Annotated in this window: 10 protein-coding genes; 3 read left to right on the top strand and 7 right to left on the bottom strand. The window is 65.1% G+C overall.

Translation table 11 applies throughout. The annotated features are described in order from the left end of the window. Nucleotides 1-8 precede the first annotated feature (8 nt). Nucleotides 9-1,700, top strand: coding sequence for a DNA repair protein RecN (recN, locus tag ACFQ2F_RS11560; protein WP_379089996.1), 1,692 nt, complete (start codon nucleotides 9-11; stop codon nucleotides 1,698-1,700). A 10-nt stretch (nucleotides 1,701-1,710) separates the two neighbouring features. After that, nucleotides 1,711-3,894 carry an NAD-dependent DNA ligase LigA gene (gene ligA / locus ACFQ2F_RS11555; RefSeq protein WP_379089994.1) on the top strand — a complete coding sequence of 728 codons (2,184 nt, stop codon included), beginning with the start codon at nucleotides 1,711-1,713 and terminating at the stop codon, nucleotides 3,892-3,894. A 160-nt stretch (nucleotides 3,895-4,054) separates the two neighbouring features. On the opposite strand, the gene ACFQ2F_RS11550 is transcribed toward ligA, so the two are convergent. The 3 genes from ACFQ2F_RS11550 to ACFQ2F_RS11540 are packed head-to-tail and all read right to left on the bottom strand — an operon-like array spanning nucleotide 4,055 to nucleotide 7,066. After that, nucleotides 4,055-4,315 carry a SemiSWEET transporter gene (locus ACFQ2F_RS11550; RefSeq protein WP_379089992.1) on the bottom strand — a complete coding sequence of 87 codons (261 nt, stop codon included), beginning with the start codon at nucleotides 4,313-4,315 and terminating at the stop codon, nucleotides 4,055-4,057. After that, on the bottom strand, nucleotides 4,315-6,132 hold the full coding sequence (locus ACFQ2F_RS11545) for an aminopeptidase P family protein (RefSeq protein ID WP_379089990.1): 1,818 nt from the start codon (nucleotides 6,130-6,132) through the stop codon (nucleotides 4,315-4,317). Before ACFQ2F_RS11545 ends, ACFQ2F_RS11550 begins: the two co-directional genes overlap by 1 nt. A 31-nt stretch (nucleotides 6,133-6,163) precedes the next feature. Further along, on the bottom strand, nucleotides 6,164-7,066 hold the full coding sequence (locus ACFQ2F_RS11540; protein WP_379089988.1) for a 50S ribosomal protein L11 methyltransferase: 903 nt from the start codon (nucleotides 7,064-7,066) through the stop codon (nucleotides 6,164-6,166). 79 nt (nucleotides 7,067-7,145) lie between these two features. On the opposite strand from ACFQ2F_RS11540, the gene ACFQ2F_RS11535 reads away from it, so the two are divergent. Further along, nucleotides 7,146-8,513: an APC family permease gene (locus ACFQ2F_RS11535; RefSeq protein ID WP_379089986.1), complete on the top strand. Its 1,368-nt coding sequence runs from the start codon at nucleotides 7,146-7,148 to the stop codon at nucleotides 8,511-8,513. Between the two features lie 2 nt (nucleotides 8,514-8,515). Here ACFQ2F_RS11535 and ACFQ2F_RS11530 read toward each other — a convergent pair whose 3' ends face one another. The 4 genes from ACFQ2F_RS11530 to ACFQ2F_RS11515 form a co-directional block, all read right to left on the bottom strand. Further along, a complete protein-coding gene (locus ACFQ2F_RS11530) occupies nucleotides 8,516-9,898 on the bottom strand; it encodes a DUF3754 domain-containing protein (RefSeq protein ID WP_379089984.1) in 1,383 nt (460 codons plus the stop codon). Further along, the gene (locus tag ACFQ2F_RS11525) at nucleotides 9,879-10,058 is read right to left on the bottom strand and encodes a YegP family protein (RefSeq protein WP_379089982.1); all 180 of its coding nucleotides are present in this window, start codon (nucleotides 10,056-10,058) and stop codon (nucleotides 9,879-9,881) included. The genes ACFQ2F_RS11530 and ACFQ2F_RS11525 overlap by 20 nt, the downstream gene beginning before the upstream one ends. 145 nt (nucleotides 10,059-10,203) lie before the next feature. Next, nucleotides 10,204-11,169 (bottom strand): trypsin-like serine protease, encoded by a 966-nt coding sequence (locus ACFQ2F_RS11520; protein WP_379089980.1) that lies wholly within the window; start codon nucleotides 11,167-11,169, stop codon nucleotides 10,204-10,206. Between the two features lie 132 nt (nucleotides 11,170-11,301). Continuing rightward, nucleotides 11,302-13,635: an ATP-dependent helicase gene (locus ACFQ2F_RS11515; protein ID WP_379089978.1), complete on the bottom strand. Its 2,334-nt coding sequence runs from the start codon at nucleotides 13,633-13,635 to the stop codon at nucleotides 11,302-11,304. Between the last annotated feature and the right edge of the window lie 98 nt (nucleotides 13,636-13,733).

Raw genomic sequence — 13,733 nt, 5'->3', positions numbered from 1 at the left:
GCCAAGCCATGCTGACCTCCCTGTCGATCCGCGACATTGTTCTGATCGACAAGCTCGACCTTGTCTTTGGCGAGGGGCTTTCGGTCCTCACCGGTGAAACCGGCGCGGGCAAATCCATCCTTCTCGACGCGTTCACCCTGGCCATTGGTGGCCGGGGCGATGCCGCGCTCGTGCGCAAAGGCGCCTCTCAGGGGCAGGTTACCGCCGTCTTCGAGCCGGTGCCTGGCCATCCCGTGCTGGACCTCCTTGAGGAGAACGAGATCGCCCAGGAAGGCACCTTGATCCTGCGCCGCGTCCAAAACAGCGACGGCCGGACCCGCGCCTTCCTCAACGACCAGACCGTGAGCATCCAGCTCCTGAAGCAGGTGGGGCAGTTGCTGGTGGAGATCCACGGCCAGCACGACGACCGCGCCCTGATCGATCAGAGCGGCCACCGCGACCTCGTCGATGCCTATGCGGGCCTCACCGGAGACGTCGCAGAGCTGGGAAAGCGATGGGACACCTGGAAGGCCGCCGAGCACGCCCTTGAAGAGCATGCCCGCGAGATCGAGACCATCCGTGCCAATGCCGATTTCGTCTCCCACGCTTTGGAGGAGCTCCGCGCTCTCGACCCGCAGCAAGGCGAGGAGGAGAGCCTCGCCGATCGCCGCGCGCTCATGATGAACGCGGAGAAGATCGCCGGTGAGCTGAACGAGGCCCTGGATGCTCTGGAAGGCGAGGGGACGGCCCAGGCCCGGATTGCCGCGGCGCTCCGCCGGATCGAACGCCAGGCCGACAGCGCCAGCGCGCTCCTGACCCCCGTGGCCGAGGCGCTGGAAAAGGTGATGCTGGAGACGGAGAACGCCCGCAACACCATTGAGCACAGCCTGGCCGAGGCTGCCTTCGAGCCGGAAGAGCTGGAGCAGGCGGAAGAACGCCTCTTCGCGCTTCGGGCGCTTGCCCGCAAGCACAAGGTCATGGTGGACGATCTCCCGGCCCTCACCGAGAAGCTGGAGGAGGAGCTGGAGAATCTGGAGCAGGGCGAAAGCCGGCTCGAAGCTCTGAATCAAGATGTGGCGAAAGCCCGCGAAGCGTTTGAAACCAAAGCGGTTGCGGTCAGCGATGCCCGCCAGGACGCCGCCGCCAAGCTGGACGAGGCCATCGTCGCCGAGCTTGGGCCCCTGAAGCTGGAGAAGGCGCGCTTCATCACCAAAATCGAGCGCCTTCCCCTTGAACAGGGCGGTCCCAGCGGCATCGACCGGGTCGCCTTCCACGTCCAGACCAACCCGGGCACCGAGCCGGGTCCGATGATGAAGGTGGCGTCCGGCGGCGAGCTGGCCCGCTTCATCCTGGCCCTGAAGGTGGTGCTTGCCTCTCGCGGTTCAGCACCCACTTTGGTCTTCGACGAGATCGATACGGGCGTCGGCGGCGCGACCGCGGCCGCCATCGGCGAGCGCCTGGCACGCCTCGCCGATCAGGTGCAGGTTCTCGTCGTGACCCATGCGCCCCAGGTCGCCGCCCAGGCTCACGGTCATCTGCGCATCGCCAAGGAATCCGTCGACGGCGATCAGGGCGAGGCGGTCGCGACCCGGGTCGTCCATCTGGAAGGGGCCCATCGCCGCGAAGAGATCGCCCGCATGCTGGCCGGCCAGGAGATTACCGACGAGGCCCGCGCGGCCGCCGAGCGGCTCATGAGCCACCGCGCGGGCGAGCGGGCATGATTGCGAGACCATGAGCGCCAAGAAGAAGAACGAAGGAACGAGCGGCGATGAGCTCGCGCGCCTCGCGCCGGAAGATCTCACCGAGGACCAGGCGGCCGAGGAGCTGAAGCGGCTCGCCGAAGAGATCGCCCGCAACGACAGCCTCTACTATCAGGAAGACGCGCCGGAGATCTCCGATGCGGCCTACGACGAGCTTCGTCTCCGCAACGAAGCGATCGAGGCGCTGTTCCCCCAACTTGTCCGCTCCGACAGCCCGTCTTTGCGGGTGGGCGCCGCCCCGTCCGCGGCCTTCAGCAAGGTTCGCCACACGGTGCCGATGCTGTCGCTCTCCAATGTCTTCGACGATGAAGGCGTGGCGGAGTTCGTCGCCCGCATCCGCCGCTTTCTCAATCTCGATGAGGACCGGCCGCTGGAATTTACCGCCGAGCCCAAGATCGACGGTCTCTCCATCAGCCTGACCTATCGGGACGGGAAGCTGCATCAGGCCGCGACCCGGGGCGACGGCTATGAGGGCGAGGACGTCACCGCAAATGTGCGCACGGTCTCCGATATTCCCCAAACCGTCGACGCTGAGGATTTTCCCGATCCGTTCGAGGTCCGCGGCGAGATCTATATGAGCAAGTCCGCCTTCCGGAAGCTCAACGAGGAGCAGGAGAAAAAGGGCGACCGGCTCTTCGCCAATCCGCGCAACGCCGCCGCCGGCTCCCTGCGCCAGCTCGACTCCAAGGTCACCGCCAGCCGGCCGCTCGCCTTCTTCGCCTATGCCTGGGGAGAGGTCGCCTCGCTTCCCGCCGACACCCAATGGGGCGTCTACGAGGCCATGAAGCGCTGGGGCTTTCCGGTGAACCCCCTCATGCGCCTGGCCGAAGACCTGGAAGCGATGCTCGCCACCTATCATCACGTGGAGGGCGAGCGTGCCGATCTCGACTACGATATCGACGGCATCGTCTACAAGGTGGACTCCCTGGCGCTTCAGGAGCGGCTCGGCTTCGTCTCCCGTTCGCCCCGCTGGGCCGTGGCCCAGAAATTCCCCGCCGAGCAGGCGACGACAATCTTGCGCGAGATCGACATCCAGGTCGGCCGCACTGGCGCGCTGACTCCGGTCGCCAAGCTGGAGCCGGTCACCGTCGGCGGCGTGGTGGTGCAGAACGCCACTCTCCACAACGAGGATTACATTGCCGGCATCGGCGCAAAGGGCGAGAAGATCCGCGAGGGGCGCGATATCCGCGAAGGCGACACGATCATCGTGCAGCGGGCCGGCGACGTGATCCCCCAGGTGGTCGACGTCGTGCTAGCCAAACGGCCCAAGGATTCGAAACCATACAATTTTCCGACAGCTTGCCCCGCCTGCGGCAGCCACGCCGTGCGCGAGGTCAACGAGAAGACGGGCAAGCGCGACGCCGTCCGCCGCTGCACCGGCGGGCTGATCTGCCCGGCCCAGCGGGTGGAGCGCCTGAAGCATTTCGTCTCCCGCAATGCCTTCGACATCGAAGGCCTCGGCGAGAAGAACATCCAGACCTTCTATGACCAGGGCCTGATCCAGTCGCCGCCCGACATCTTCACGCTAAGGCAGCGGAATGAGCGGAGCCAGACGAAGCTCCAGGACCGGGAAGGCTGGGGCGAAACCTCCGTCGCCAATCTCTTCGAGGCCATCGACGAACGCCGCAAGATCCCGCTCGACCGCTTCATCTTCGCGCTTGGCATCCGCCATGTGGGCGAGATCACCGCGCGGCTCCTGGCCCGGAGCTACGGCGATATCGACAGCTTCATGACCGCCATGAAGGAAATCGCCGCCGATAAGGAGGGCGAGGCCTTCGCCGAGCTGGACAATATCGAAGGGATCGGCACGACGGTCGCCGATGCGATCACCGAGTTCTTCGCCGAGCCTCACAATGTCGAGGTGGTCGAGGAGCTGCTGAAATATGTGGAGCCGCAAGCCCTGGAGCAGCGGGATACCTCATCACCCATCGCCGGAAAACGCGTGGTCTTCACCGGCTCCCTGGAGCAGATGACCCGCTCCGAAGCCAAGGCCACGGCGGAACGGCTCGGCGCGAAGGTCTCCGGCTCCGTGTCGAAGAACACCGACATCGTCGTGGCCGGACCTGGCGCGGGCTCGAAATTGAAGGATGCCGAAAAGTTCGGCGTCGACGTGCTCTCGGAAGACGACTGGCTGAAGCTGATCGGCAGCGCCTGAGGCCAAACATCTCTTCGTCATGCCCGCGTCAAACCCGGCGATGACGATCATGGGAAGCCGTCATCCTGAGGCGGCCGCAAAGCGGCCCTCGAAGGATGGGGCCCGTCTGCTTCGAGGCAGCGCTAGCGCACTGCACCTCAGCATGACGGTCCAGGGAACCTCACCCGTACCGGATCTTCATCCCCAGGATCGCCAGCGCCAGGGAAAGCGTGATCGTGTTGGCGATCATCATCGGCCAGTTCCAAATCATGATGCCGAAGGTGAGCCAGGCGGCGACACCGCTCGCAAACGTGATGTACATCCACAGCGAGATCGCGCGGGTCTCCTTGTGCCGGATGATGTGCAGCGCCTGGGGTACGAAGGCGAGAGTGGTCAGGGTCGCGGCGATCGCCGACACCAGATTGGCCCAGAAATCGAACACTATTGCAGCGCCGCCGTCGCTTTCGCGAGCCAGCTTTTCGCGGCCTCGTCGAGCAGCGGCTCCAGGGTCTCGCGCACGCGGGCGTGATAGGCGTTGAGCCAGGCCAGCTCCTCGGAGTTGAGCAGCATCGGCTCGACCAGCCGGAAATTGTAGGGCGCCAGCGTCAGGGTCTCGAACCCCATCATCTCCCGCTCGCCCCCTTCGATGGCCTCAGGCTCCGTCACCAGGATCAGGTTCTCGATCCGGATGCCGTATTCGCCCTCTCGATAATAGCCGGGTTCGTTGGAAAGGATCATGCCGGGCTTTAGCTCCACCGAGCCCGTCCGCGACAGGCGCTGGGGCCCTTCATGGACGGAAAGGAAGCTGCCCACGCCGTGTCCCGTGCCGTGGTCGTAGTCGAGCCCAGCCTGCCAGAGCGGCAACCGCGCCAGCGGATCGAGATCCTGGCCGCGCGTCTTCTCCGGAAAGCGGGCCTTCGAGACAGCGATATGCCCCTTCAGCACCAGAGTGTAGTGGCGGCGCATCTCCGGCGTCGGCTGGCCGATGGCGACCGTGCGGGTGATATCCGTCGTGCCGTCTTCGTATTGCGCGCCGGAATCGATCAGATAGAGGCTCTCCGGCTCCAGCTTCCGCGCCGTCGCCGCCATGGGCCGGTAATGCACCACCGCCCCGTTGGGTCCGGCGGCCGAAATGCTGTCGAAACTGATTTCTTTCAGCTCACCCGTATCGGCCCGGAATGACTCGAGTTTCCCGGCTGCCTGGACCTCGTCGATCTCCCCGCTCTCAGCCGTCTCGTCGAGCCAGGCCAGGAAGCGGACCACGGCCGCCCCGTCGCGTAAGTGAGCCGCGCGAGCGCCGGCGATCTCGGCTTCGGTCTTCACCGCCTTGGCCGCGACGCAGGGATCGGTGCGATGGAGCACCTCGGCGCCCGCATCCTTCAGGGTGTTCTCGAACCGCGCCGGCGTGGTCGAAGGATCGAGCTTCACCTTCGCCTTCTGAGTCCCCAACGCCTCGAGCCGCGCATCGAGCTCCGCCGGGGGCAGGAACTCCACCGTGTCGGCGAGCGCGCCGCGAACATTGTCGCCAAGCTTGCTGGGATCGATGAAGAGCGTCGGGCGGCCTTCGACCGGCACGATGGCGCTCGCGATCACCACCGGCAGATGCTTGATGTCCGAGCCGCGGATGTTGAACAGCCAGGCGACGGAATCGAGCATGGTGACGAGCAGAGCGTCCGCCTTGGCGTGGGTCAGGCTCTCCTGAACCTCCGCAATCTTCTCCGCCGCGGTCTTGCCGGAAAAGGCGATGCCATGGGGATAGGCCGGACCGGCAGGCGGGGCAGGGCGGTCGGTCCACAGCGTATCAATTGGGTTGGCCCCAAGCGGTTTTAGCGTGATGCCCGACTCTTCCAGCGTCTTCGACAGACGCGCGATCTCGTTCACCGTATGGAGGTTGACGTCGTAACCGACCGCGTCGCCCTCGTTCAGATGTTCGGCGATCCAGTGAGAAGGGCGATGGCCCGGCACCTGCAGGATCTCGAAGAGTGCGGTATCGACCTGGGCGCGGGCCTGCAGCGTGTAGCGCCCGTCGACGAAGAGGACGGCCTTGTCCTCAGCCACGATGGCCGTGCCCGCCGAGCCCGAAAAGCCGGTGAGCCAGTGCAGCCGTTCCGCATGGGCCGGCAGGAACTCGTTTTGGTGCTCGTCGCTATGGGGCACGAGAAACGCCTGCACGCCGTTCTCGGCTATGGCAGCGCGAAGCGCCGTCACTCTGGCCGCGGTATCGCCCTTGGGCGCGAGGTCTTCGAAGTCTTGAAACATGGCGGCTATGTAAGCCGGACACGCCGGGCGATCAATCGAAGACCGGAATCGCGGGCCGCCGTTGCAGCACCAGGATCGCCCACCCGTCCAGCAGGATGCGCTTCTTTAGGACGAAACCGAAATTCCGGTAGCAGGCCTCAACGCTCGCCGCCTGATCTTCCGTGATGCCCGACAGCACCGCCAAACCGCCCGGCGCCGTGTGCTTGGCAAAGCCCTCGACGAGATCCAGCAGGATCGATTTCAGAAGGTTGCCGAAGACGAGATCGGCCCTCAGCCCAACGAGGGCCGGATGCTCGAAGCCGTGGCAGGCATAGAACCCGATATGCGGTGTCCCGTTCAGCAACGCATTCTCTTCGGCGACCCCGACCGCCGCCGCGTCGTTGTCCGTGGCAATGACCTGGCTTTGCGAGAAACGCGCGGCCGCGATGGCAAGCAGGCCGCTCCCCGTGCCGATATCCAGCACGCGCTTCGGCCGATACCGTTTCAGGATCCCATCAAGCGCGATCAGGCAGCCTTTCGTGCTGGCGTGGTGCGCCGTTCCAAAGGCTATGGAGGCATCGATCTCGATAGCGCCGCGGGACGGGGCCACCGCCTCATGGCTGCCATGCACCGTGAAGCGCCCGGCGCGGACCTTGCCGCGCTTGCCTTGGGAGATCGTGACCCAATCCGCGTCGGCAATATCCTCCACCTGAATCGGCCCGATCTCCGCGCCGTCGGCCGCCGCATCCACCATGGTCTCGATCAGCCCGATATCCGGCGTCTCCGTGTAATGGGCGAAGACCTCGGCACTCGCCGGACCCGTCTCGAAATGGCCGACCGCATCGGGGGCGGGCCAGGTCTCCTCCAATGCTGCGGCGATCCGCGCTGCGGCCTCCAGCGGGACGGGAATAGTGACAGATCGACGGATTGGGTCTGATTGGATAGCGTGGGTCATCTCACCGAATTTTCGCGGGGGACCTGGCGGGCACGCCAGCTCCGGACCTCGCGGTTAGCCTAAGGGGGCGGGCGGCGCAATGACTGTATCTCCGGACGAGGGCCGATCTGTGCCCAGTGGCGAGCCGAAGCTGGAGCGGAGCATCGGTCCGTGGCAGATGGCGCTCTATGGCCTCGGCAGCATGCTGGGCGCCGGCATCTACGGTCTGATCGGCAAGGCGGCCGGCCAGGTGGGCAATGCCGTCTGGCTCGCCTTTCTCGTCGCCTTCGTCGCCGCGCTGCTCACGGGCCTCTCCTACGCCTCGCTCGGATCGCGCTACCCCAGAGCTGGTGGCGCGGCCTACATCGCCCATCGCGCCTTCTCCTGGCCGCTGCTGAGCTTCACCGTGGGGCTCGCCCTCGTCTGCTCCGGCCTCACCTCCGTGGCCACTCAGTCCCGGGTCTTCGCGGCCAATCTCGCGACGCTCCTGGGGTGGGAAAGTCTTCCCTTGAGCGTGCTCGCCCTCGGCTTCCTGCTCGTGCTGGCCGCCATCGTATTTCGCGGCATCAAGGAATCCATGTGGGTCAACGTCGTATGCACCCTGGTGGAGGCGACCGGCCTGATCATCGTCATCGCCGTCGGCGTCTCCTACTGGGGCAGCGTCGATTATATGGAAACCCCGCAGGTCCCGGGCGCGGACACCCAATGGCTCCTCGTCCTCCAGGGCGCAATCCTCACCTTCTTCGCCTTCATCGGCTATGAGGACACCCTCAATGTCGCCGAGGAGGTGAAGGATCCAGGGCGGAACGTGCCCCTTGGTATCATCCTGGCCATGACCGCCGCGGCGATCATCTATGTCGCCGTGGCCATTACCGCGGTGTCGGTGGTGCCTTGGCCGGAGCTCGCGGAGGCGCCGGGACCGATTACCGAGGTGGTGCATCGGGCAGCCCCGCTTCTGCCGCCGATTCTCTTCACCGCTATCACCCTCTTCGCCGTCGCCAACACCGCGCTGGTGAACTACGTCACCGCCTCGCGCCTCCTCTTCGGCATGGCGCGCCAAGGGCTCCTGCCGCGGGCCTTGAGCAAGGTGCATCTGGAGCGGCGCACGCCCCATGTCGCAATCCTCACCCTGTTGATCATCGTCGTGCCGCTTGCTCTGGCGGGCACGATCTCCGATCTCGCCGCCGCCACCGTGCTGCTGCTGTTGACCATATTTGCCGTGGCGAACGCAGCACTCATAGTCCTGAAACGGCGCCCGGGCGAGCCGAAGGGCCGCTTCGAAGTCCCCACGATCGTGCCCGTGCTGGGGCTCATCACCTGTTTCGTGCTGGTGGCCGTGCGCGTCACGACGGGGGATCTCAAAGCACCCGCGGTGGCCGGTGCGCTGCTTATCGGCATCGTGGCGCTCTACGCGATCCTGCGGCCGGAGGCCGTACCCGCCGAGGAGATGCCGGAGCCGGAAGCCTAAGCCTAGAGCGCCTCGAAGGCGGGCTTAGCCTTTTCGACTCGCTCCATGCAGCCCGGGTCCATCAGCCCGTCCCACAACCCATCGAGATGGGCGCGGGCATCCTCCGGCGCCATGGTCGTGAGCTCGCCGTCCTCGTCCTCGCTCACGAGTCCGTCCTCTTCGAGCCGGCGCAGCGCATCCGCCAGATCGAAGGTCACCGAGACCCCGCAGCGCTCTTTCAGGAACGTCTGGATATCGTTCGCGACAGCGTCGAGATCGTCCCGCGAGACCGCTTCCCGCCGGGCCAGAAAGACATAGAGCAGCATGTCCTCCTTGGTGTCTTCCTCTTCCGCCCGGTCGGCGATCAGGGTCAGCGCGCCGCGATTATTGGCGAGGGTGCAGAAATAGAGGTTCTGGGCCAGCACCATCATGTAGCGGTTGCGCGTGTTGAAGAAGCCCATCACCTGCCGAAAGACCACGCCCGATAGTCCGGCGAGCGCGATGGAGAGCGTGATCGGGTTGGTGGCGACGAGAAGCTTGCTGGCGGAGCCCGCGACGCCCGCCACCGTGCCTCCGCCCGCTGTGACGAAGAGCTTCAGCTTGTCGAAGGGGCGGAAGGAGATCTTCGTGTTGGGAAACAGCATCTCCACATCGACCTTGGGGATGCGTTTGAACAGCTTCAGATAGATGTGGCTGCTGGTGACGCCCACGGGCAGCTGGCTGCGGATCTTGCGCACCTTCTTCTCAGCTTTCCCATAGTCGATCCCGTCTTGATCCATCAGCTCTTTGGCGCGGGCCTCGACGGGTTTCAGCTTGAGCAGCAGGAAGAGGCGCTGGAACAGCGGCTCGTTGAATTGCTCCTTGCGCAAGTAAAGCAGCCAGGGATTGCGCGCCTCGCGCACCCGTTCCGCCGTGCCGCGGTAATAGATCAGCACATCGTCGAAGGCGGTGAGGTCCACGTTGAGATGGAGCCCGTAAGGCGTCTTCGCGTCGAGAAGCTTCTGGATATCCTCTTCTCGCAGGCGACGGTAATTGGCGCTTTCCAGCAGGGCCTGGACGCCATCGATGAAGCGGCGATGGGCGGCCGACTTCTCCGTCTCCGTCACATCGGCGAGACAGGTCGTGTCGCCGTCGGGCAGGAAGGGCAGGTAGTCTTCCAGAAGATGCAGTAGCCGCGTCCGGTACTGGTTATGACGCCAGGAGGCCAGGCAGTGCAGCGCGTGGGTGAAGGGGCGGACATCCGCGCCGTCGTCCTTGAGGTATTTTAGCAGGCTGGCGCGAAGATATTTCCGCGTGAGCGGAATGAAATGGCCCGGCGGCTCGATAGTGCCGGGAGGATCGGCGGCAGGAGGAGACGCCTCCGCCGCCGGGCCTTGAGACCGGCCGTTAGGTTTGGTCGTCGACATCCGCGCCAGGGGCGTTTTTCTGAATCGACTCGATGGCCTTCATGGCGGAGGCTTTTGCCTTGTAGCCCTCGGATCCGAACATCACCTCGCCGTTGGACGCCTTGAAGCGAAACCGCGTCTCGCCCTTCTTGTCCGTGTAAACCTCGAATTTGTAAGCCATGCTGAAACCCCCGTGACGGCAATCAAATGTGCAAAATCTATCGATGAATCGCGACCCGCATGTGACGGGCCGTCGCACGCGATCTTAGCCGACCGGGTGGCGGTCGCAACGTGAGGGCGAAAGAAATTCCTACGGCGAGCTGGTTCTAGGGGACATAGCCGAGCTTGCGCGCCGCCTCGGTGATGAAGCCGAGATTGGGGTAGAGCGCGCTGGCCACGCTCCGCTTGTTACGCTGCAGGACGGCCAGGGTCGGGGGCAGGCCCTGCTGGGCGGAGATCACCCCCATGAAGGAAAGCGTACCGTCCGCCCCCTTTACGAAGAGCGCGCCGCCGCTATCGCCGGGGAACACCAGGGACTCCATGCACCAGACGGCCGGCGGGACATCGTCCCCGGCCGCGGGCGACAGGGAAGGATGCTTGGGCCGCGTGTAGCGGTTTCGGAAGCACTCCACGCTTTGCTTGATGACCACGGGCTGGTAGCGCCGGATACCGGCATTGTCGCAGCCGCGCATGGGCTCGCAATGGTCGGCCCCGAAGGCGACGATTACGCCGTGCCCGTCCAGGGGTCCGAGCGCGTCTGCGTCATCGGTCTGAGGGCTTGGCCGGTCGTCGGCGTGATACTGAGCCGCCTCGGCGGCAGCCGCCGTGCGGGCAAGCTGCATCAGCCCCGGCGGAAGCCCCACGGCGACCGGCTCCGCGGTCACGATCACCGCCACGTCATGCAGGAATCTGTCTCCGGCATTGGAATTCCGGATCACCCGGCGCCAGTCCGGCGATACGTCGACATCCGTGACGCGGTATTCGCGCGCCTCGCCGTGGCGGGTCACCGAGACGGTCAGCGCATCGGCGGCGGCATATTCATCGACATAGACGAGACCGCCACGCCAATAGACTTTCTTCTGAACGCAATGGGCGGCCGTCACCACGATGCGGGGGTAGAGCACCGTGCCGGAGCACATCAGCTTACCGTCCCGCTTGATCTCGACAACGAAGGGGAAGCGGTCGCTGCTATCCGTCGTGGCGTCGGAAAGGGCGGACGCGGGCGATACGGCAAGCATGCCGGGCGTCGCCGCCAGCAGGCAGAACAGGCTTCCGAGGATCAGGCTGCGCATCACGGCCTCCTGTCAGTTGGAACCAGTATTCTAGCCTAGATTGCAAGAATGTCCCGGCCAATCGTGACGCAGTGCACAATGATGTATGAACGCTGTGGCCCGGGAGCGTGAACGCACTCAGCGGGCCGCCCCTCAGGTGCGCTCCACGAAGCTGTCGACCACCTTCTTGCGGCCGGCCTTCTCGAAATCGACCGTGAGCTTGTTGCCGTCGATGGACGCGATACGGCCATAGCCGAACTTCTGATGGAAGACCCGCATGCCGGTGTTGAACCCGCTGCCTTCGGCCGTGCTGGCCGCCACCAGGGTGCCTTCGATGGTCAGCGGCTCGCGCCGCCGCTGGGGACTGGCCGTATCGGGCCGATTGCGTTGCGCCCGCTGCCAGCCCGGCGTCTCGTAGAACCCGCCGGCGAAAACGGTTTCCACCGTGTCGAACCGGCTGGCGCCGTAGCCGCCATAGCCCGTGTCCTCCACCACGTCGACATGGTTCACGGGCAGCTCGTCGATGAAGCGGGACGGGATCGCCGATTGCCACGTGCCGTGGGTGCGCCGGTTCTGGGCGAAGGTGATCTTCGCGCGGCTCCGCGCCCGGGTTAGCCCCACATGGCCGAGCCGGCGCTCTTCTTCGAGGCCGGAGCGGCCGGATTCATCGAGGCTCCGCTGATGAGGGCACAGCCCTTCTTCCCAGCCGGGCAGAAACACGGTGTCGAACTCCAGCCCCTTGGCGCTGTGGAGCGTCATCAGATTGACCCGGTCCTCGGTCTCCTCCGTCTCCCGGTCCATCACGAGCGTGACGTGCTCCATGAAGCCGGCAAGGGTCTCGAACTCGTCCATGAAGCGGATGAGCTCTTTGAGGTTGTCGAGGCGCGTATGAGCCTGGGGGCTCTTCTCGTTCTGCCACATGGCCGTGTAACCGGACTCGTCCAGGATCAGCTCGGCGAGATCCGTGTGCTTCATGCCGTCGATCAGCCCGCGCCAGCGGTCGAAGGAGGCGATTAGCCCGGAGAGCGACTTGCGCGCCCGCGCCGTCAGCTCTTCCGTTTCCACGATCATCCGCGCGGCTTGCGTCAGGGGCACGCCGCGGGCCCGTGCCAGCTGACGCACAGCCTTCACGCTGGAATCGCCTAAGCCCCGCCGGGGCACGTTGACGATCCGCTCGAACTTGATGTCGTTGGCCGGGTTCAGGGTGACGGCGAGATAAGCGATGGCATCGCGGATCTCCTGGCGCTCGTAGAAGCGCGGACCGCCGATGACCCGGTAGGGGAGCCCGAGATTGAGGAAGCGCTCTTCGAAGGCGCGCATCTGAAAGCTCGCCCGCACCAGGATCGCGATCTCGTTCAGCGCATGGCCCTGACGCTGCAGCTGCTCGATATCCTCGCCGATGACGCGGGCTTCTTCCTCGTCGTCCCAGCAGCCCTGCAGGCTCACCTTCTCGCCGGACTGCTCTTCCGTGTGCAGCGTCTTGCCGAGCCGCCCCTCGTTATGGGCGATCAGGCCTGAGGCCGCGCCGAGGATATGGCTCGTGGAGCGATAGTTTCGCTCCAGGCGGATCACCTTGGCGCCGGGGAAGTCCTGCTCGAAGCGCAGGATGTTGTCGACCTCGGCGCCGCGCCAGCCATAGATCGACTGATCGTCGTCGCCGACGCAGCAGATATTCGGGTTCTCCTGGGCCAGCAGCCGCAGCCAGAGATACTGGGCGACATTGGTGTCCTGATACTCGTCCACCAGCATATAGCGGAAGCGCTGCTGATACTGGGCCAACACGTCAGGCTGCTCCTGAAAGAGCCGCAGATTCTCCAGAAGAAGATCGCCGAAATCGACGACGTTCAGCTCCTTCAGCCGCTTCTGATAGGCGGCATAGAGTTCTTGTCCCTTGCCGTTGCCGAACGCGAAGCTCTCCCCGTCGGGCACGCGCTTCGGGGTGATGCCGCGGTTCTTCCAGCTATCGATCAGCCCCGCCAGCATGCGGGCCGGCCAGCGCTTCTCGTCGATGTTCTCCGCCGCCAGAAGCTGCTTCAGAAGCCGGATCTGGTCGTCGACATCGAGCACCGTGAAGGAGGGCTTCAGGTCGACGGCTTCCGCATGGCGCCGCAGGATCTTCACGCCGATGGCGTGGAACGTGCCGAGCCACGGCATGCCCTCGACCACACCGCCGATCATGTCGCCGATGCGGCTCTTCATTTCCCGGGCCGCCTTGTTGGTGAAGGTGACCGCGAGGATCTCGCCGGGCCGCGCCTTGCCGAGATTGAGGATGTGGCTGATGCGTGTTGTCAGCACCCGCGTCTTGCCGGTGCCCGCACCCGCCAGCACGAGCAGGGGCCCTTCCAGGCTCTCCACGGCATCGCGCTGCTCCGGGTTCAGCCCTTCAAGATAGGAGGCTTGCGCCGGGCGCCCCATGGCGCGCTGGGAGAGGGACCTGTTATCTTCCGGATAGGCCGCTTCGGCGGCCGATGAGTGATTCTTCGCCATTTGTTCTGAGATATAGCATGCGCAAGCCGGCAAAAAAGGACCGCTCCCGCGTCACACCCGCCGCAATGGAGAGCGCGAAAGGAGAAAAGCGCGCTTCA

The organism is Methyloligella solikamskensis (assembly GCF_042676065.1).
In the GTDB taxonomy this organism is placed as follows: Bacteria; Pseudomonadota; Alphaproteobacteria; order Rhizobiales; family Methyloligellaceae; genus Methyloligella; species Methyloligella solikamskensis.
The sequence above is the reverse complement of the archived record's forward strand: the minus strand, read 5'-3'. Positions and strand labels throughout refer to the sequence as shown.

Bases quoted from the DNA above. Each gene is read 5' to 3' on its own strand.
- ACFQ2F_RS11545 (WP_379089990.1), bottom strand. From the start codon at position 6,132: ATGTTTCAAGACTTCGAAGACCTCGCGCCCAAGGGCGATACCGCGGCC.
- ACFQ2F_RS11515 (WP_379089978.1), bottom strand. From the start codon at position 13,635: ATGGCGAAGAATCACTCATCGGCCGCCGAAGCGGCCTATCCGGAAGAT.
- ACFQ2F_RS11530 (WP_379089984.1), bottom strand. From the start codon at position 9,898: ATGTCGACGACCAAACCTAACGGCCGGTCTCAAGGCCCGGCGGCGGAG.
- recN (WP_379089996.1), top strand. From the start codon at position 9: ATGCTGACCTCCCTGTCGATCCGCGACATTGTTCTGATCGACAAGCTC.
- ACFQ2F_RS11540 (WP_379089988.1), bottom strand. From the start codon at position 7,066: ATGACCCACGCTATCCAATCAGACCCAATCCGTCGATCTGTCACTATT.
- ligA (WP_379089994.1), top strand. From the start codon at position 1,711: ATGAGCGCCAAGAAGAAGAACGAAGGAACGAGCGGCGATGAGCTCGCG.
- ACFQ2F_RS11520 (WP_379089980.1), bottom strand. From the start codon at position 11,169: ATGCGCAGCCTGATCCTCGGAAGCCTGTTCTGCCTGCTGGCGGCGACG.
- ACFQ2F_RS11535 (WP_379089986.1), top strand. From the start codon at position 7,146: ATGACTGTATCTCCGGACGAGGGCCGATCTGTGCCCAGTGGCGAGCCG.
- ACFQ2F_RS11525 (WP_379089982.1), bottom strand. From the start codon at position 10,058: ATGGCTTACAAATTCGAGGTTTACACGGACAAGAAGGGCGAGACGCGG.